The following is a 20,175-nucleotide window of genomic DNA, read 5'->3' as shown; positions in this document are numbered from 1 at the left end:
TCGACTCAGGTCTCTCAAGTCGATGTACCTACAACATCCACCTCGGTCAGTCCCCTCTCCCCCCGGGAGAGGGTTAGGGTGAGGGCAAGCCCTTAAAACCGCGACCCCGGCTCAGAAAGAAACACCAACTCCTCAGCCGTAGACTCCCGCCCCAACACCGCATTGCGATGCGGAAACCGGCCAAACCGCGCAATCACCTTTTGATGCCGCTCGGCATAATCCAGATTGTCGGCAAACACCGCGCGCTCCGCTTCCGGCTGTTCAGCCACCAGTTCGATAAACCGGGAAACTGCCTCATTCTGCACCGCGAGGTTTTCGCAGTGTTCGAACACCAGATAAATGAATACACGCTGAATCGGCTTCAACTGCCGATCGAAATCCGCGGCAATACCTTGCGCGACGAGTTTCTGCGCGCGCAGATCACCGGAGAACGCTTTGGGAGTATCACGAAAGATCATTCGCGGCAGTTGATCGAGCAGTAGCACCACCGCCAGCCAACCTTCGGGACGTTGCGTCCACTCGGTCAATTCACCAGCGATGGCCTGATCGACAAAGACCCCGAAACGCTCACGCGCTTCGAGGTCTTGGCTGTCTCGCTTGCCAAACCACAACTTGCCCTTGTCAGCCGATATCTCGTCGGGGGATTCGGCGTGTCCGAACCACCAATCGAGCAACGGCTGCCAGGGCGCGGTCATGGTTTATTCCTTGTGGTAGGCCGTAGCGCGTGCGACTTCTTCTTTCGAGCCGAGGAACACTGCTACGCGCTGGTGCAGGCCTTCAGGCTGGATGTCGAGAATACGCTGATGACCGTCGGTGGACGCGCCGCCTGCTTGTTCCACCAGGAACGACATCGGGTTGGCTTCGTACATCAGACGCAGTTTGCCTGGCTTGGATGGCTCACGGCTGTCGCGCGGGTACATGAACAGACCGCCACGGGTCAGGATGCGGTGTACGTCGGCAACCATCGCCGCGACCCAACGCATGTTGTAATTCTTTTTCAGCGGACCTTCTTCACCGGCCAGCAGCTCGCCCACGTAGCGTTGTACCGGGGCTTCCCAGTGACGCTGGTTGGACATGTTGATGGCGAATTCCTGGGTCGATTCAGGAATGGTGATGTCTTCGTGAGTCAGCACGAAGCTGCCCATTTCGCGGTCGAGGGTGAAACCTTTCACGCCGTCGCCCAAGGTCAGTACCAGCATGGTCTGCGGGCCGTAGATCGCGTAACCGGCGGCAACCTGCTGAGTGCCTGGCTGCAGGAACGCTTTTTCGTTCAGCGGCTCGTTCTGGCTCAGGTATTCGTTCGGGCAACGCAGTACCGAGAAGATAGTGCCGACCGGGGCGTTGATGTCGATGTTCGACGAGCCGTCCAGTGGGTCGAATACCAGCAGGTACGCGCCTTTCGGGTATTTGCCCGGGATCTGGTAGGCATTGTCCATTTCTTCGGACGCCATGCCGGCCAGGTGACCGCCCCATTCGTTGGCTTCGAGCAGGATTTCGTTGGAGATCACGTCGAGCTTCTTCTGCACTTCGCCTTGGACGTTTTCAGTGCCCATGCTGCCCAGAACACCACCCAGGGCGCCTTTGGACACGGCGTGGCTGATTTCTTTGCAAGCACGCGCCACCACTTCGATCAGGAAACGCAGATCGGCAGGAGTGTTATTGCTGCGGGTCTGCTCAATCAAATAGCGACTCAGGGTAACGCGGGACATGGACGGCTCCGGTGGAATGGGGGGCTAAAAACCCGCGCAGTTTACAGGGAGTCTGAAACCGTAGCGAGCGAAGACGCCCGGTAACGTGCGTTGGGGTGTAATTGCCTGCATGAGACGTGAATGTGGGTGGAGAGTTCAGGTAGCGGGTTTAGCGTAGTTGGAAATCGGACGGGTGTGGCTGGGGGTTAATTGATCAGTTCGGAATATGTATTGGCTGACACGCCGCTTTCGCGAGCAGGCTCGCTCCCACAGGGAATCGGGGGTGACCGCTGAATTGGCGTCCATTGAAGATCCACTGTGGGAGCGAGCCTGCTCGCGAATGGCGCGCAGCGCCAGCCATTCTCAGGTGTTGGTTGGCGGCTTGCGCAACAAGCTAAACGCCATCGCCCCGAGAAAAACCACACTCAGCAACAACACCGCCCACAAGCCGATCTTCTTCCAGTTGGTCTCAGCCACCGCCGCCGTAGTCGCGGTAGAAGTCTGCGTAGCCACCGCCTCACCCTGAACCACAGCCTTACCCAACGCCGCCAGTTTCTCCGGTTTGAAATCCGGAATCAGCGTCGCCAACGGCAGATTCGCTGTCTTCACACCCGGGTTGCCCAACGCCAGACTGTACGGCCCCTCCCCGCGCGCAAGGAAAATCACCTGCGTCGCCCGCACCGCATATTTCAGACTCGGCGCCTGCTCGCCCAGACCACCGCCACGCTCATCCACCGTCAGCTTCAACTGCTGCACAGTCTGCCCGTAGAGCTGCAATTCGTTCTGCACCACGTCCTGACCATTCTGGGTCAGGCGATAGAGCAAGCCGCTGCTCAGCTCCTGCCACGGCAAGCTGCTCTCACGTCGGCCCGCCAATGTCACCGGTGCCAGACTGTTCGGTTGTTTGATTTCGACCTGCACCCGCTCGATATTCAGCCCCATCGGCAATTGCCAGGTGTACTCCCCGGCCTTGGCGCTGCCGCCGGCCAACTCTTGCGACCAGACCAACGGCAGCGGCACATTGCGCGGATCACTGCTTTTCAGTTGTGCCGCCGTCAGGATCGGCGCCGAATTCGGCGACTCCCACAACAGCCGCACATAACGCGCCGATTGCCCCGGCAATGTCACTTCATGCTGCTCAATGCGCTCATCGGAAAAGGTCAGCCGTGCCACCTGCCCTTCGCCCCATGGCTGCCAATGTTGCAGGTCGTCACTGGCCTCAATGCTGAAGCGCTGAAAACCGTCGCGCTCGCTGGTCCAGTCGAGGATCAACTGCTGCAACGGCGCCTTGATCGCACTCGCATCCAACAGCCAGCCGCGCAGAATCTCTTCTCCCGCCTCCAACTGACTGGACGGCTGCACCTCGACCAATGTGCCGTTGGTGGTCGCTTGCACACGCACATTCGGCGCGCGTTCACTGGCGTCAGCGGCGTTGTACAGCGGGAACCATTTCACCTCATGTAACTGACCGTCGTCGCGGGTCTGCGCCGACTCGCGCGCCAAGGCGTAAGCCTGCGGTTCGCCGGCGGCATTGAACACACGCAGATCACTGAGATCGGTCTGGCGTGCCTGCAATTGCACGCTCAACGGCAATTCGAGGCGGTACCACGGGCCGTTGCCACTGACCGACAACGGCACCTGCGTGGCGAAGTCCGCCGGTTTTTCCTGGGCGCCGGCCGCCATCACCACGCCCAACGCCAACCAACCCAGATTCAGCATGCGACTCAAGATGAAACTCCTTCGGTGTCCGGGACCGGTTTGTCCGCCGCCGGGTCAGCATCGACGCGCTTGGGCGGCAGCGGCGCGAAATAACCGACCACCAGCAACAACACTCCGACGCCGATAAACGAGACGATCCGGGCGAGACCGCCACGGTTGCTCAGTTCGACAAAAATCAGTTTGGCCACGACCAGCGCAATCAATGCTGCGCCGATCAGCCACACTTCGCGGCGATGACGCAGATGGCCGCCGATCATCAGCCCGAGCGCCATCAGCGTCCAGACGATCGACAATCCAGCCTGCACCAGCATTGAGGCGAGCAGCGTATCCAGCTCGAACGGGATCCCGGCCCAATGGTGCGCGGCGCGGGTGACCAGCGCGGTGCAGAAGGCGAACAGCGAAATCCCGGCAATCAATTGCGTGGCGTTATCGGCGTAGTCCTGTCGAATCGACAACTGCGAAATCGCACTGCGCGACCAGACATAGACGCCGAACAAGGCGAACAACAAACCCAGCTCTAATGGATTGAGCAGCGGTACGTAAGGAAGTGGCTCGGCATTACCATCGCTGACGCCATTGGCCAGCCAGAACCACGCCAGCATCAATACCGCCAGCGGCGCAGCCGCATACAAGCGGTACTCGCGGGCAAACGCTGCGACCGGCCACGGCCAGCTGCGCGGTGCTGCTGCCAGCAGCAGGTAAACGCTTGGCAGAATCGCCCAACCCAGCCAACGCCAGGCGTTGTATTGCTCGGACAACAGCAGCAGGCCGTAGCGCAATTCCAGCGCCAGCACGCCGATCAGCAGCCAGCAGCCGAGCACATGTGCCGTGCTCAAAGCGCGCGCCGGCAGCATCGGCGCCAAGCGTCGCAAGCTGAAGAAATGCACGGCGAATATCGCCGCCCATGCCAGCCAGCCGAAGTCAGCTGCCGGGTGATAACGCGAATGCCACGCGCCGAACAGCACAAGAGCCGCCGCCGGAATCAGCAAGGTGCAGAGCAAGCCCAGCGCCGGCCATTTCAAACGTAGCGACAACACAGTCCACAACCCCACGCTTACGGCTGCAACCAAGAGCAGCAACGTGCCTTGCAGATTCGGCGCAGCAAAACGCAGTACCTCGCTGACCCACGCCAACGCCCACCAACCCGCGCCCCACACCAGCAATACTTCGGACAAGCGCTGCAAACTCAACGCATCGAATGCCGAGGCGTGATTGCCCAGTTGCAGGCGCCACGCACCGATCATTGCCGCCAGCCCCAGCACCAGCGGCGTCCAGAATCCGCCATGGGCCAAAGGCTTCAGCCCTTCGCTGGACAGCGGCCCGAGCAGTTCCGGACCGGCCAGCAAGAACGCCGCGCCGCCAATCACCTGCAATAGCAGACCAAAAACAAAACTCACACGCTGCTTGAGGTACAGACTCAGCCAGATGATCAGCAGGCCACTGGCCGCCCACACCGCGCTCGCGGTCTGCCACGGCAGGACAAACAACACCGCGAGATTGATCAGCACCAGACCGGCCAACAACACCACCGACAGACCGCGCAGCAGACGCACGTCGCCGCGCACCATTTCATCGCGAGCCGCCAACAGCATGCCGGCAATCAACGCCAGACCGATCAGCGAAGCGCTGAGCAAGCCACTCCAACCGGCGCTGAACACCGCCGCCGAGTCTTCGCCCGCGCCTTGCAGGCGCAACAAGAACAGTGCGCCACCGAGTAACTGCACGGCAAACGCGGTGAACAGGAACGTGCGCGACTGAATTCGCAGGCCGACAAACAACGTCACCAACCCGGCCAGTGCCCAACTGATTGCCGTGGCCTGAACGAAGAAGAACAACGGCGCCAGCAGATAGAGAAACGTCAAACCTAGACATGCCAGCACCGGCAAGCCTTGACGCTCCCAGGGCGAGGACTGTTGCGGCGAAGCCTTGCGCAATTGGTAGAAACTGAACAGCAACGCGAGGCCCAGCATCAACGCGCCCAGCGGAGCACCGTCGAGCAAACTGCTTTCGCCAACCCGCAACTGACTGAGGAAGGCTAACGCGGAACCCAGTTGCAGTAGCAAGGCAAAGGCCCGGGCGAACGGTCGATGCTGACGCAGACCGAGCCAGAAAATCCCCGCGCCTTCCACCGCCCATGCCGCCGAGGTCCAGCGCGCATCCAGCCCCAGCGGGATCGCCAGACTGGCAAAAATCACCCCGAGCGCCAGACAGGTTTCACCCAGCAGCACCGCACGACCGCCCATCAATACCTTGGCCAGCACCATGTAGATCATGCCCAACGCCAGCGCACTGAACGCCGCGGCAAACTCCAGATGCTGCACCAGCGCAAACTGCAAACCGAAACCAATGATTGGCGGACCGAACAGCATCGTCCCGTCGACATAATCGCCCTTGCGGGCCGACCAGTGCAGCAAGGCATCACGGTCGCTGTCTGCCGGCGCGTCAGACATATCGAGCAATTTGCGCCGGGCAAACAACAGGCCGATAGCGAGGTACATCAGGAAGAACAGAATCAGGAACGGCTCGGTGCTCCACAACAGCTCCGGCGCATACGAACGCAGGCCCCAGGCGAAGCCGATACCGAAGGTGCCGACAAAGCCGATCAGGTTGAGCAAGCGCCAGGCCTTGAACCAGGCGATAGCGAGAATGCCGGCATTGAGCAAAGCGAAATAACTGAACAGTGCGACGTGGTTGCCGGCGCCGGTCGAGGTCAGGATCGGTGCGGCGAATCCACCCAATGCGGCGACGGCAGCCAACGCCAGCGAGTCTTGGGTGATCGCCAGAATCGCCGAAAATACCGTCACCGCGACCAACAATCCCAGCGCTGCGGACTGATCGAGCAACGGATGCAGACGCATCGCCGCGAACACCGTCAGGTACAGCACCGCAATCCCGGTGCCTTGCAGCATCAAGGCGTAACTGCTGTTGCGCCGCCGCAGCCACCAGCCTAGCGCCAGCAGGCCCAACGCGGCTGCCGCGACACCGGCGTAACGTACCTCGATCGGCACAACCATGCCTTCGGTGGCGTAGCGCAGCAGGAATGCCAGACCGAAGAACAGCAACACCACGCCGACGCGCAGCACGGTGTTGCCGCCGAACAACCAATTGCGCGCGGCGCTGATGCCACGCTCGATAAGGTTCGGCCCACGGGGTTCGGCAGGTGTTTGCGGTTCGGGCGTGACGGCGTCGAGGCGCCACACATCAGCGGGCAGCGGTTGACTGGTTTCACTGGCGACGGCGGAAATCGGTTCGAGTTCGGGCGGCAGTTCCCAGACCAGTTCGGGGACCGGGGCTTCTTCGACTGCTTTGAGGGGTTCGACGACAGGTTCGGCGGCCGGCGCCGAAGTCGGTGGCGGCGCGGCATGAAGGGGCGCGCCTTCGAGCAAAAACAGACGTTGCTCGACGCCTTGCAAAGCGACCTTCGCCTGCTCAAGTTGCTGCTGTTGCTCCGCCGCCAGCGAGCCAAGCCGCGCGATGCGGATCGTCTGCCCGATAGCCAGTCCGAGCAACGCGCCTAATAGCGCATCACTGAACGACTCGTCGAGCAGCCAGCCGAGCGCCAGCCCGATCAACATGAACATCCATTGCATGGTCGATATCCCTAAGCAGCCCCAAGACGGGGCGAGTCCGGCGATTGCTTCAGTCTAGGCACAAACCCTGTGGGAGCGAGCCTGCTCGCGAAAGCGGTTTGTCAGCCAACATTTCTGTTTAACATGACAACCGCTTCGCGAGCAGGCTCGCTCCCACATTGGATTGGTGGTGACTGGCGCTGCCGGTAACCGGCGCTCAGTATATCGATCCGGCCCAACAAACGTTGGGCCTTGCACACAATTGTCGCGAAAAACTACTCCAGCGCTTTCCAGATATCCGTGGCGTACTCGCGAATCGTCCGGTCCGAGGAGAACCAGCCCATCCGCGCCGTGTTGAGCACCGCCGAACGCCACCAGTTGTTGGAGTCGTGCCAATGCGCTTCGACCCGCTTCTGCGCTTCCCAATACGAGTCGAAGTCGGCGCAGACCAGAAAGCGGTCGTAATCCACCAGCGAATCGATCAGCCCGGTGTAACGCGACGTGTCGTCCGGCGAGAACACCCCGCTGCGGATCGCCTGCAGCACATCGTTCAGACGATGGGAGGCGGCGATGTCCGGCAACGCGCTGAACTCGTGGTTCTGTTTACGCGCTTCAACCTGCTGCGCGCTGAGGCCGAAAATGAACATGTGCTCGGCACCGATGCGCTCGCACATTTCCACGTTGGCGCCGTCCAGCGTGCCGATGGTCAGTGCACCATTGAGACCGAACTTCATGTTACTGGTGCCCGACGCTTCGAAGCCGGCAGTGGAGATCTGCTCGGACAAGTCCGCCGCCGGAATGATGCTCTCTGCAAGGCTGACGTTGTAGTTGGGCAGGAACACCACTTTCAGCAAGCCGCGCACGGTCGGATCGTTGTTCACCACTCGAGCGATATCGTTGGTCAGCTTGATGATCAGTTTGGCCTGGTGATAACTCGCTGCGGCTTTACCGGCGAAGATTTTCACCCGTGGCACCCAGTCGACTTCCGGCTCGGCGCGAATCGCCTGATACAACGCCACGGTGTGCATCAGGTTGAGCAACTGGCGTTTGTATTCGTGGATCCGCTTGACTTGCACATCGAACATCGCCGCCGGATTGACCGCGATGCCCAGCCGTTCGTGAATCAGATAGGCCAGCGCTTTTTTGCTGTGCAGCCGTTGTTCGGCAAAAGCTTTACGGAACGCAGTTTTTTCGGCAAACGGCTCGAGATCGAGCAGACGCTCTTCGGGGTTATCCAGTAGATCCGGGCCGAGCGCGTCGACCAGCATCGAAGTCAGTTCAGAGTTGGCCTGATACAACCAGCGGCGGAAGGTAATGCCGTTGGTTTTGTTGTTGATCCGCTCCGGATACAGCTTGTGCAGTTCGGCGAACACGGTTTTGCGCATCAATTGCGTGTGCAATCCGGACACGCCGTTGACGCTGTGCGAACCGAGGAAAGCGAGGTTGCCCATGCGCACCCGGCGACCGTTGTCCTCTTCAATCAGCGACACCGCACGCAGAACGTCAAAATCATGAATACCTTTGGCGCGCAGCGAGTCGATGTGCTGGGCGTTGATCAGGTAAATGATCTGCATGTGCCGCGGCAGCATGCGTTCCATCAGGCCCACCGGCCAGGTTTCCAGCGCTTCCGGCAGCAGCGTGTGGTTGGTGTACGACAGCGTATCGACGGTGACTTGCCATGCCGCATCCCACGCCACGTCGTAGACGTCGACCAGTTGGCGCATCAGTTCGGCTACGGCAATCGAGGGGTGGGTGTCGTTGAGCTGGATCGCCGCGTGATCGCCCAAGGTCAACACCGAGGTGTGCATATTGCGGTGACGACGCAGCAGATCTTGCAGCGACGCAGCGACAAAGAAATATTCCTGGCGCAGGCGCAGCTCTTGCCCTGCTTCGGTGCTGTCCGCCGGGTAAAGCACGCGGGAGATGCTTTCGGCACGGGCTACTTCGGCAACGGCGCCCAAGTGGTCACCGGCGTTGAAGCGTTCCAGGTGCAAATCTTCCATGGCGCGGGCACGCCACAGGCGCAAAGTGTTAACGCTCGCCCCGCGCCAGCCGACTACCGGCGTGTCGTAAGCAATGGCGCGAACGGTTTCTGCTGGCGACCAGACTTGCTTGGATTTACCAGAGACATCGGTCACGGTTTCAACGCTGCCACCGAAGCCGATGGTGTAAACCACTTCCGGCCGCTCGAACTCCCACGGGTTACCGAAATCCAGCCAGTGCTCGGTCTGCTCCTGCTGCCAGCCGTCAACGATGGCCTGACGGAACAAGCCGTGTTCGTAACGAATGCCGTAACCGTGACCGGCGATGCCGAGAGTCGACATGCTTTCCATGAAGCATGCGGCCAGACGACCGAGGCCGCCGTTGCCGAGCGCCGCATCGGGCTCCAGCAGACGGATGCGCTCCAGATCAACACCGAGTTCAGTCAGCGCTTCGCGGGCCACATCGAGCAGGCCAAGATTGCTCAGGCTGTCGTAGAGCAAACGGCCGATAAGAAATTCCAGCGAGAGGTAATACACCCGTTTCTGACCTTTGCGGTAGATCTGCCGGGTGTGGTCCATCCAGTGTTCGACCATGTGATCACGCGCCGCCAACGCAATGGCTTCGAACCAGTCATGGTCGAAGGCGTGATCGGGGTCTTTGCCCACGGCGTAGGTGAGTTTGGTCAGGACGGCGTCGCGAAATGCGGCCACCTCTGCTTCGCGAACTAGTGGTTCTTGAGTCATCGATAGGACCTCGAGCGAGCGGGGAATTGTCTGAGCCTAGACGGTCTGACCGACGGTAGCGGCTCTGGTTCGGCAGTTTTTCCCGAGACTGTGAGATAGCCCGGCATTACCTTGGCGAGTGAGCTAATGAATGCAGGGGCCGTGCCGAATTGTCCGGCAATGTGCCTGCACGCAGAAAAAATCTGGCGAAAGGTTGTTCAAAAATCCACCAGTCCCGGTATGATCGCGCGCCCTGATGCATACACACCTGGTAACTCCCGATGATGAAGCCCAACCTGATTGCCGCCGCCGAGATCGATCGTCTCGATACGTGGGCGAAATACTCAGCCCCGATGTGCGGTTCCTGCATATCCAGCTGCTGCACGCTGCCGGTTGAGGTAAAGATCAAGGATCTGGTGCGCATCGGTGTGGTCGACGAGTTCGAACTGGGTGACCCGCCAAAGAACATCGCCAAGCGTCTGCAAAAGGAAGGCCTGGTTGAACGTTTCAATCAGAAGTCCGGCATCTTCACCCTGCAGCGCATGAGCAACAACGATTGCTACTACCTGGATCGTAAGAGCCGCCTGTGCACCATTTATGACAAGCGCCCGGACACTTGCCGCAATCACCCGAAGATCGGGCCGCGGCCGGGGTATTGCGCGTACAAGCCGAAGGAAGTCGTGCGCGAGCAGAATTTCCGCGCGATCGAGAAGTTTTAAACGCTTACCCTCATCGGAACGCCGCCCGCCCAGCCCTCTCCCGGAGGGAGAGGAAGCCGACCGAGGTGTCTTGCGCCTGACATCGACCTGAAAAATATAGTCGATTATAGATTCGGTACAGCCCCACCAAATCGATTATGGATTCAGCAGAATTCTTTCAAGTCGATGCATCTCATGAATATCCCCCATTCGGTCCCCTCTCCCTCTGGGAGAGGGCTAGGGTGAGGGGCGTTTGATCTTCAAGGCCCAACCTGCTTTCCCCCAGACAAACAAAAACGCCCCCGGTCTCGCGACCGGGGGCGTTTTTTCAAGCTCGGGCTAAGTTACGCCTTGGCTTTCTTGGCAGCGCGGGTACGCTCGCTTTCGTCCAGGATCTTCTTGCGAAGACGGATGGACTTAGGAGTAACTTCGCACAGCTCGTCTTCCTGGATGTATTCCAGAGCCTGTTCCAGGGTGAAGCGAACAGGTGGAACCAGAGCGATGGTTTCGTCTTTACCCGAAGCACGCATGTTGTCGAGCTTCTTGCCTTTGGTCGGGTTTACACCCAGGTCGTTGTCGCGGCTGTTCTGACCAACGATTTGACCGTTGTAGATCTCCTGGCCGTGTTCTACGAACAGCTTGCCACGAGCCTGCAGGGTTTCCAGCGAGTAGGTCAGTGCCTTGCCGGTTTCAACCGAAACCAGAACGCCGTTCTGACGGCCGGACATGTGGCCCGACTTGACGGTGTCGTAGCGATCGAAGATCGAGGTCAGGATGCCAGCACCGTTGGTCAGGGTCAGGAACTGGTTACGGAAACCGATCAGACCGCGAGCAGGGATGTTGTATTCCAGACGAACACGGCCTTTGCCATCCGGCACCATGTTGCTCAGGTCGCCCTTACGCAGACCCATCTCTTCCATGACCTTGCCCTGAGCTTCTTCAGGGATGTCGATGGTGACGTTTTCGAACGGTTCTTGTTTAACGCCGTTCACTTCACGAATGATTACTTCAGGACGGCCCAGGGCCAGCTCGAAGCCTTCGCGACGCATGGTTTCGATCAATACCGAGAGGTGCAGCTCACCACGGCCGGAAACCTTGAACTTGTCGGCGGTGTCGCCTTCTTCAACGCGCAGTGCAACGTTGTACAGCAGCTCTTTGTCCAGACGGTCCTTGATGTTACGGGACGTCACGAACTTGCCTTCTTTACCGCAGAATGGCGAGTCGTTTACCTGGAAGGTCATCGAAACGGTTGGCTCGTCAACGGTCAGAGGCTTCATCGCCTCGACAGTGTCCGGGTGGCACAGGGTGTCGGAGATGAACAGCGAGTCCATACCGCTGATGCAAACGATATCGCCTGCTGCAGCTTCTTCAACGTCGATGCGGTGCAGACCGTGGTGACCCATCAGTTTCAGGATACGGCCGTTACGGCGCTTGCCGTCGGCACCGATCGCCACAACCGGGGTGTTCGGCTTGACGCGGCCACGAGCGATACGGCCAACGCCGATAACACCCAGGAAGCTGTTGTAGTCCAGAGCGGAGATCTGCATCTGGAACGCGCCATCACGGTCAACAGCCGGAGGCGGAACGTGGTCGACTACCGCTTGGTACAGCGGGGTCATGTCTTCAGCCATGGCGGTGTGATCCAGACCGGCAATGCCGTTCAGGGCCGAGGCGTACACAACCTGGAAGTCCAGTTGTTCTTCGGTAGCACCGAGGTTGTCGAACAGGTCGAAGATCTGGTCCAGAACCCAGTCCGGACGCGCGCCTGGACGGTCAACCTTGTTGATCACCACGATTGGACGCAGGCCGGCTTCGAAAGCCTTCTTGGTCACGAAACGGGTTTGCGGCATAGGGCCGTCTTGAGCGTCAACCAGCAGCAGAACGGAGTCGACCATCGACATTACGCGTTCAACTTCGCCGCCGAAGTCGGCGTGGCCCGGGGTGTCCACGATGTTGATGTGGTAGCCGTTCCAGTTGATGGCGGTGTTTTTCGCCAGAATGGTAATACCGCGCTCTTTTTCCTGGTCGTTGGAGTCCATCACGCGCTCGTCGTTGAGCTCGTTGCGCTCCAGAGTGCCGGATTGACGCAGGAGTTTGTCTACCAGGGTGGTTTTACCATGGTCAACGTGGGCAATGATGGCGATGTTGCGTAGATTTTCGATCACTTGTGTATCTCGATCAGAGGATTCGGTTTGCTGACAAGTCTTGGCAGCGATTAGCAGTAGTGTCCGGCATGGCCGTTACAGCTTGACGGCGGTGTCGGGGGGCCGGTGACGCAGGCCACAGGCAAACAGCCCCGGGCACTTAGCTCGGTCGATAAACGCGCACATTGGCATGCCCCTCACTGAGCAAATGGTGAGCATGCAGGCGACTCATCACGCCTTTGTCGCAATACAGCAGGTACTGGCGAGTCGGATCCAGCTCCTTGAAACGAGCGTTCACTGCGTAGAACGGCATCGTCTGTACTTCTACGCCAGCGAGTTCCAGCGGCTCATCCTCGGCGGCATCCGGGTGACGGATGTCGATCACGATCTGGCCGGCCAGTGCTTCGCTGACTTCTTCAATCTGTACGTCCTGGCCCAATTCGTCGATCACCCGATCGATCGGCACCAGTTTGGCGTTTTCGAGCGCACGCTCGAGGACCGCCATGTCGAATTCTTTCTCTTCGTGCTCAACGCGACCGCGTTTGGCGGCGGTCTTCGGATTGACCGAAATAACGCCGCAGTATTCCGGCATGTGCCGGGCGAAATCGGCGGTGCCGATCTCGTTGGCCGTGTCGATGATGTCCTGCTTGTGCGCCACGATCAGCGGACGCAGGACCAGTTTGTCGGTCACGCAGTCGATCACCGACAGGTTCGGCAGCGTCTGGCTCGACACCTGGGAGATCGCCTCGCCGGTGACCAGCGCTTCGATGTGCAGACGGTCGGCGATGTTGGAGGCCGCGCGCAACATCATACGCTTCAATACGACGCCCATATGACTGTTATCGACTTTGCCGAGAATTTCGCCCAACACTTCTTCGAACGGAACACTGACAAATAGCACGCGTTGCGAGCTGCCGTACTTCTTCCAGATGAAATGCGCGACTTCCATCACGCCCAATTCATGGGCACGACCGCCCAGATTGAAGAAGCAGAAGTGCGTCATCAGGCCGCGACGAATGATCTGGTAGGCCGCAACCGTCGAGTCAAAGCCGCCGGACATCAATACCAGCGTCTGCTCCAGGGCGCCGAGCGGGTAGCCGCCGATGCCGTTGTGCTGGCTGTGAATGACGAACAACCGTTTGTCGCGAACTTCGATACGGACTTCGATTTCCGGCGCTTTCAGGTCGATACCGGCGGCACCGCACTCACGGCGCAGCTTGCTGCCGACGTATTTTTCGACGTCCATCGAGCTGAAGGTGTGCTTGCCGGCACGCTTGCAGCGCACCGAGAAAATCTTCCCGGCCAGTGCATCGCCGTAGTGCTGTTTGCACTTCTCGGTGATGTCGTCGAAGTCGCCCAGCGGGTACTCGTCGATCTGCAGGAAGTGCGCGATGCCCGGCATGCAGGTCAGGCGCTCACCCATCTCTTTCAAGGCTTTGGGGTCGGTAACGCGGGTTTCCAGCTCGAGATTGTCCCACACACCGTTCACCACCACGGCCGGGTCCAGGTCGCGGAGCACGGTGCGGATGTTCTTGGCCAGCTGGCGGATGAACTTCGTCCGGACAGGTCGGCTTTTGATGGTGATCTCGGGGAAGACTTTTACGATTAGTTTCATGAAAACAGCGCGCGAACGGCCAGCCGAAAAAGGGGGGCGCGGATTATAGCGGAAATTGCTCAAGGTTTAACCAGTTAATGTGCAGAAGGTTTTGCACGCACCAAAACAGGTCATTTTCGTTTTACGACGCTACATTAAAGGGCGAGATTTTCCGCATTCAGGCGCTTTGCACCTTAATAAGCGTGAATCTGGGGCAAAAAACCCATGCTGGGGCACTGGCATGCAATTTGCTCCCTTGTGAGGCAGGTTGCCTTGGCAGAGTATTCGCGCCGGCATCACCCAAATTCAAGGGCATCCACTACCAAGCCCGAAGCCACCCGGAGGACATATGTCGAAGACGGTTCAACTCATCAAAGATCATGACGTCAAGTGGATTGATCTGCGCTTCACGGACACCAAAGGCACTCAGCACCACGTGACCATGCCGGCTCGCGATGCGCTGGATGAAGACTTCTTCGAAGTCGGCAAGATGTTCGACGGTTCCTCCATCGCTGGCTGGAAAGGCATCGAAGCCTCCGACATGATCCTGATGCCGGTTGACGAAACTGCCGTTCTCGACCCGTTCACCGAAGACGCCACCCTGATCCTGGTGTGCGACATCATCGAACCTTCGAGCATGCAAGGCTACGACCGCGACCCACGTGCGATCGCCAAGCGTGCTGAAGAACACCTGAAAGCCACCGGTATCGGTGACACCGTGTTCGCCGGTCCAGAGCCAGAATTCTTCATCTTTGACTCGGTGAAATTCAAGTCGGACATCTCCGGCTCGATGTTCAAGATCTACTCCGAGCAAGGTTCGTGGATGTCCGACCAGGACATCGAAGGCGGCAACAAGGGTCACCGTCCAGGCGTCAAAGGCGGCTACTTCCCGGTGCCACCGTTCGACCACGACCACGAAATCCGTACCTCCATGTGCAACGCACTGGAAGAAATGGGCCTGACCGTCGAAGTTCACCACCACGAAGTGGCGACTGCCGGTCAGAACGAAATCGGCGTCAAGTTCAACACCCTGGTGAAGAAAGCCGACGAAACCCAAACCCTGAAGTACGTTGTGCACAACGTTGCTGACGCTTACGGCCGCACCGCGACCTTCATGCCGAAGCCACTGTACGGCGACAACGGCTCGGGCATGCACGTCCACATGTCGATCTGGAAAGACGGCAAGAACACCTTCGCAGGTGAAGGCTATGCCGGCCTGTCCGATACCGCTCTGTACTTCATCGGCGGCATCATCAAGCACGGTAAGGCCCTGAACGGCTTCACCAACCCGGCGACCAACTCCTACAAGCGTCTGGTACCAGGCTTCGAAGCTCCAGTGATGCTGGCCTACTCGGCTCGCAACCGTTCCGCTTCGATCCGTATTCCTTACGTGTCGAGCCCGAAAGCCCGCCGTATCGAAGCCCGCTTCCCGGATCCGGCTGCCAACCCGTACCTGGCCTTCGCAGCACTGCTGATGGCCGGTCTGGACGGTATCCAGAACAAGATCCACCCAGGCGACGCGGCTGACAAAAACCTGTACGACCTGCCGCCTGAAGAGGCGAAAGAGATCCCGCAAGTTTGCGGCAGCCTGAAAGAAGCCCTGGAAGAGCTGGACAAAGGCCGCGCGTTCCTGACCAAGGGCGGCGTGTTCTCCGACGACTTCATCGACGCTTACATCGCGCTGAAATCGGAAGAAGAAATCAAGGTTCGCACCTTCGTACACCCACTGGAATATGAGCTGTACTACAGCTGCTGATCCGGTAGCGCCGCGTTACGTGGCGTGAGTGAAAGAGGCCTCCTTCGGGAGGCCTTTTTTATTGCCCGCGATTTATGGCATCACGCAGGTCCCTGTGGGAGCGAGCCTGCTCGCGATAGCGGTGGATCATTGGAGGTAATGCTGACTGACACGACGCCATCGCGAGCAGGCTCACTCCTACAGGGGAATTGTGGTGTCTGAATGATCTCGTGATGTGTGCAGGCTTGGGCCAACCGCCGCGTCTGTCCTATGCTGCACCCCATCGCTTTCAATCCCGGTCGATTTCATGGGTCGCACCTTTTTCTACATTCTGCTGCTGATCGCCCTGCCCGCCACTGCGCAGATCTACAAGTACACCGACGCCAACGGTAACACGGTGTATAGCGATCACTCGCCGGACGGTGTGCAGGCGCAGCCCGTGGAGTTGCCGCCGCTCAATCGTGTCGAGCCGCAGGCACCCGGCGCACCAGCCGCGCCCGAAACCGACAACCGTGAACCTGTGCGCAACGCCTACGACATTCTTGAACTCGCAGGCCTGCCCACCGAAGAGGCCGTGCGCGCCAATAACGGCACGTTCACCGTCCAAGTGCTGATCAAGCCGCGCCTACAGCCGCCGCATCAGTTGAGGCTGGTATTGGACGATGAGCCTTACGGTCAGCCGAGCAACGTGCCGATCCTGCAACTGGTGAACGTCGATCGCGGCGAACATCGCCTCGCAGTGCAGGTGATAGACGGACAGACGATCATCCAGCAGAGCCCACCAGTACCTCTCAGCGTGCAGCGGGTGCACAAGCCATGATCCGCGCATGTTTGTTCGTCGTGTTGGCGCTGATGACGCTGCTGGCCTCAGCAGAGGTCTTCACCTATACCGATGCTCAGGGCAATCGTGTCTACACCGACCAGCCCCGCGGCAACGCCAAACGGGTGCCCATCGCGACCAGCAATCGCATGTCGGCCAATCCCAGCGCCGCTGCGCCGATTTCCACGGCGAAAAAATCCCCGGAACAGCCGCCCTTCCACTACGACATGCTGCGCATTCTGGTGCCCGAGCCCGATGCCACGATTCGCAGCAGTGCCGGCGAAATCATCGTCAGCGTCACCAGCGAGCCGGGCCTGCAAAAAGGCCATCGCTACCGGCTGTTGCTGGATGGACAGGCCACCGGCGAACCAGGTCTGAGTCCGGTGTTCCCGCTGAACAACATTGATCGTGGCAGCCATAACCTTTCAGTGGAAATCCTCGATGCACAGGGGCGAACGGTCGAACGCACCGCCAACCAGCCTTTCCACATGCAGCGCATTTCTCTCGCGCAAAAACGCCAGATCAAACCCTGCGTCGCCGAAGACTACGGCGTGCGCCCGGAATGCCCACTGAAAGACAAACCGCCTGAGCCGAAAAACCCCTTCCTGCGTTTCTTCTAACGCCGCTCAGCTTTGCGCACTATATTGGTGCAATAGATTGCACCGTACCCACAATCCAACCCATTTTGGTTCGAAACTTCCCGTTCGAGCCGGCACCCTGCCACTCAAACGAGCGTCAAACGCCTGTTTCAGGCGTTTGACGCTTCTTTTCAGAGCCTTGGTTTGGTTTTTGCATTTTCCGTTCACCGACGCTTGCTTGTTGCGCACGCTCCGCCCCCAAAAGAGGCTCCGATGACCATTAGCGACGCAATCCACCGTTTGCTGCTCGACAATCTGACCACCGCCACCATCCTGCTCGACGCCGAATTACGCCTCGAGTACATGAACCCGGCGGCGGAGATGCTGCTCGCCATCAGCGGGCAGCGCAGCCATGGCCAATTCATCAGCGAGCTGTTCACTGAATCCACCGAGGCGCTGAATTCCCTGCGTCAGGCGGTGGAACAGGCGCATCCGTTCACTAAACGCGAAGCGATGCTCACCGCGCTCACCGGCCAGACCTTGACCGTGGATTACGCGGTGACGCCAATCCTCAGCAATGGCGCGACCATGCTTCTGCTGGAAGTCCATCCGCGTGACCGCTTGCTGCGGATCACCAAGGAAGAGGCACAGCTGTCCAAACAGGAAACCAGCAAGATGCTGGTGCGCGGTCTCGCCCACGAGATCAAGAATCCGCTCGGCGGCATCCGCGGCGCAGCACAATTGCTGGCCCGCGAGCTGCCGGAAGAAAGTCTGCGCGATTACACCAACGTGATCATTGAAGAAGCCGACCGCCTGCGCAATCTGGTCGACCGCATGCTCGGCTCGAACAAGCTGCCGTCGCTGGCGATGTGCAACGTCCACGAAGTGCTCGAGCGCGTCTGCCAACTGGTCGAAGCGGAAAGTCAGGGCTGCATCACCTTGGTGCGCGACTACGACCCAAGCATTCCCGACGTATTGATCGACCGCGAGCAAATGATTCAGGCGGTGTTGAACATCGTGCGCAACGCGATGCAGGCGATCAGCAGCCAGAACGAGCTGCGTCTGGGCCGCATCAGCCTGCGCACCCGCGCCATGCGCCAGTTCACCATCGGCCACATCCGCCATCGCCTGGTGACCAAGATCGAGATCATCGACAACGGCCCCGGGATCCCGGCGGAACTTCAGGAAACCATTTTCTTTCCCATGGTCAGCGGACGCCCGGACGGTACCGGGCTCGGTCTGGCCATTACCCAGAACATCATCAGCCAGCACCAGGGCCTGATCGAGTGTGACAGCCACCCAGGCCACACCACGTTCTCGATCTTTCTGCCACTGGAACAAGGAGCCACATCGACATGAGCCGTAGTGAAACCGTATGGATCGTCGATGACGACCGTTCTATCCGTTGGGTTCTGGAAAAGGCCTTGCAGCAGGAAGGCATGACCACCCAGAGCTTCGACAGTGCCGACGGTGTGATGAGTCGCCTGGCCCGTCAGCAGCCTGACGTGATCATTTCCGACATTCGCATGCCGGGTGCCAGTGGTCTGGATCTGTTGGCGCGAATCCGCGAGCAACACCCAAGGTTGCCGGTCATCATCATGACCGCTCATTCCGATCTGGACAGCGCTGTCGCCTCCTATCAGGGCGGCGCGTTCGAGTACCTGCCGAAGCCGTTCGACGTCGATGAGGCGGTGTCGCTGGTCAAGCGTGCCAATCAGCACGCCCAAGAACAGCAAGGCCTGGAAGTCGTGCCGGCGTTGACCCGCACCCCGGAAATCATCGGCGAAGCGCCGGCGATGCAGGAAGTGTTTCGCGCCATCGGGCGCTTGAGCCACTCCAACATCACCGTGCTGATCAACGGTGAATCCGGCACCGGTAAAGAACTGGTCGCCCACGCTCTGCACCGCCACAGCCCACGCGCGGCCTCGCCGTTCATTGCACTGAACATGGCGGCGATCCCCAAGGATCTGATGGAATCCGAGCTGTTCGGCCATGAGAAAGGCGCGTTCACCGGCGCGGCGAACCTGCGTCGCGGCCGTTTTGAACAGGCTGATGGCGGCACATTGTTCCTCGATGAAATCGGCGACATGCCGGCTGACACACAGACTCGACTGTTGCGCGTATTGGCCGACGGCGAGTTCTATCGTGTTGGCGGCCATGTACCGGTCAAGGTCGACGTGCGCATCATTGCGGCGACGCACCAGAATCTGGAAACCCTGGTGCACGCCGGCAAATTCCGTGAGGACTTGTTCCACCGCCTCAACGTGATCCGCATCCACATCCCGCGCCTGTCGGATCGTCGCGAAGACATTCCGACCCTGGCCAAGCACTTCCTTAGCCGCGCCGCGCAGGAACTGGCGGTCGAGCCGAAACTGCTGAAAAGCGAAACCGAGGAATACCTGAAAAATCTGCCGTGGCCGGGCAACGTGCGTCAACTGGAGAATACGTGCCGCTGGATCACCGTGATGGCGTCCGGGCGCGAGGTGCATATCAGCGACTTGCCGCCGGAACTGTTGAGCCTGCCACAGGACTCCGCACCAGTAACCAACTGGGAACAGGCGCTACGTCAGTGGGCGGATCAGGCATTGGCGCGCGGTCAGTCGAGCCTGCTCGACAGTGCGGTGCCGGCGTTTGAGCGGATCATGATCGAGACGGCGTTGAAGCATACCGCCGGACGTCGGCGTGATGCCGCGGTGTTGCTGGGTTGGGGGCGCAATACCCTGACGCGCAAGATCAAGGAATTGGGTATGAAGGTTGATGGTGGGGATGATGATGAGGGGGATGAGGGTTAACGCTTAAGGATTGTCGTTTACTCAGGATCGATCCCCCTCACCCCAGCCCTCCCGAAACGTCGGACCGCCCCCAAGGGGGAGAGGGGAAAGGGAGCCGATCTCGGGTGGTTTCGAGGCCTGAGTTCGGCTCGGT

General features: G+C 59.6%; 13 protein-coding genes. 6 read left to right on the top strand and 7 right to left on the bottom strand.

All coding sequences use genetic code 11. From position 1 onward, the window contains the following. Window positions 1–92: 92 nt before the first annotated feature. The 5 genes from PspS49_RS01830 to PspS49_RS01810 all read right to left on the bottom strand — a co-directional run bounded on the left by PspS49_RS01830 (window position 93) and on the right by PspS49_RS01810 (window position 9,702). Entirely contained in the window at window positions 93–695 is a 603-nt protein-coding gene (locus tag PspS49_RS01830; protein WP_160037906.1) for a DUF924 family protein, read from the bottom strand. A gap of 3 nt (window positions 696–698) precedes the next feature. Next, entirely contained in the window at window positions 699–1,709 is a 1,011-nt protein-coding gene (locus PspS49_RS01825; RefSeq protein ID WP_007909265.1) for a class 1 fructose-bisphosphatase, read from the bottom strand. Window positions 1,710–2,051: 342 nt separating this feature from the next. Next, window positions 2,052–3,416 carry a DUF3999 domain-containing protein gene (locus tag PspS49_RS01820; RefSeq protein WP_160037904.1) on the bottom strand — a complete coding sequence of 455 codons (1,365 nt, stop codon included), beginning with the start codon at window positions 3,414–3,416 and terminating at the stop codon, window positions 2,052–2,054. Then, window positions 3,413–6,997 carry a DUF2339 domain-containing protein gene (locus PspS49_RS01815; RefSeq protein ID WP_160037902.1) on the bottom strand — a complete coding sequence of 1,195 codons (3,585 nt, stop codon included), beginning with the start codon at window positions 6,995–6,997 and terminating at the stop codon, window positions 3,413–3,415. Before PspS49_RS01815 ends, PspS49_RS01820 begins: the two co-directional genes overlap by 4 nt. 254 nt (window positions 6,998–7,251) lie before the next feature. Further along, window positions 7,252–9,702 (bottom strand): glycogen/starch/alpha-glucan phosphorylase, encoded by a 2,451-nt coding sequence (locus PspS49_RS01810; protein WP_150750172.1) that lies wholly within the window; start codon window positions 9,700–9,702, stop codon window positions 7,252–7,254. 260 nt (window positions 9,703–9,962) lie between these two features. Between PspS49_RS01810 and PspS49_RS01805 the strand changes: the two genes are divergently transcribed. Beyond that, the gene (locus PspS49_RS01805) at window positions 9,963–10,400 is read left to right on the top strand and encodes a YkgJ family cysteine cluster protein (protein WP_008080573.1); all 438 of its coding nucleotides are present in this window, start codon (window positions 9,963–9,965) and stop codon (window positions 10,398–10,400) included. A gap of 323 nt (window positions 10,401–10,723) precedes the next feature. On the opposite strand, the gene typA is transcribed toward PspS49_RS01805, so the two are convergent. Next, on the bottom strand, window positions 10,724–12,544 hold the full coding sequence (gene typA, locus PspS49_RS01800) for a translational GTPase TypA (protein ID WP_034153003.1): 1,821 nt from the start codon (window positions 12,542–12,544) through the stop codon (window positions 10,724–10,726). Window positions 12,545–12,683: 139 nt separating this feature from the next. Further along, the gene (gene thiI / locus PspS49_RS01795; RefSeq protein ID WP_095047172.1) at window positions 12,684–14,138 is read right to left on the bottom strand and encodes a tRNA uracil 4-sulfurtransferase ThiI; all 1,455 of its coding nucleotides are present in this window, start codon (window positions 14,136–14,138) and stop codon (window positions 12,684–12,686) included. Window positions 14,139–14,466: 328 nt separating this feature from the next. Here thiI and glnA point away from each other — a divergent pair, with 328 nt between their 5' ends. The 5 genes from glnA to ntrC all read left to right on the top strand — a co-directional run bounded on the left by glnA (window position 14,467) and on the right by ntrC (window position 20,042). Then, window positions 14,467–15,873 carry a type I glutamate--ammonia ligase gene (gene glnA / locus PspS49_RS01790; protein ID WP_007909254.1) on the top strand — a complete coding sequence of 469 codons (1,407 nt, stop codon included), beginning with the start codon at window positions 14,467–14,469 and terminating at the stop codon, window positions 15,871–15,873. Between the two features lie 286 nt (window positions 15,874–16,159). Then, window positions 16,160–16,672, top strand: coding sequence for a DUF4124 domain-containing protein (locus PspS49_RS01785; RefSeq protein ID WP_160037900.1), 513 nt, complete (start codon window positions 16,160–16,162; stop codon window positions 16,670–16,672). After that, window positions 16,669–17,292, top strand: a complete 624-nt coding sequence (locus tag PspS49_RS01780; protein WP_127925499.1) for a DUF4124 domain-containing protein — start codon at window positions 16,669–16,671, stop codon at window positions 17,290–17,292. The genes PspS49_RS01785 and PspS49_RS01780 overlap by 4 nt, the downstream gene beginning before the upstream one ends. 231 nt (window positions 17,293–17,523) lie before the next feature. Then, the gene (gene glnL, locus PspS49_RS01775; protein WP_122593979.1) at window positions 17,524–18,609 is read left to right on the top strand and encodes a nitrogen regulation protein NR(II); all 1,086 of its coding nucleotides are present in this window, start codon (window positions 17,524–17,526) and stop codon (window positions 18,607–18,609) included. Further along, entirely contained in the window at window positions 18,606–20,042 is a 1,437-nt protein-coding gene (gene ntrC, locus PspS49_RS01770) for a nitrogen regulation protein NR(I) (RefSeq protein ID WP_007961729.1), read from the top strand. The genes glnL and ntrC overlap by 4 nt, the downstream gene beginning before the upstream one ends. The last annotated feature ends 133 nt before the right edge of the window (window positions 20,043–20,175 follow it).

It is taken from the genome of Pseudomonas sp. S49 (assembly GCF_009866785.1).
GTDB lineage: Bacteria > Pseudomonadota > Gammaproteobacteria > Pseudomonadales > Pseudomonadaceae > Aquipseudomonas.
Note: the sequence above shows the minus strand (reverse complement) of the source record. Positions and strands in the feature narration are given on the sequence as shown.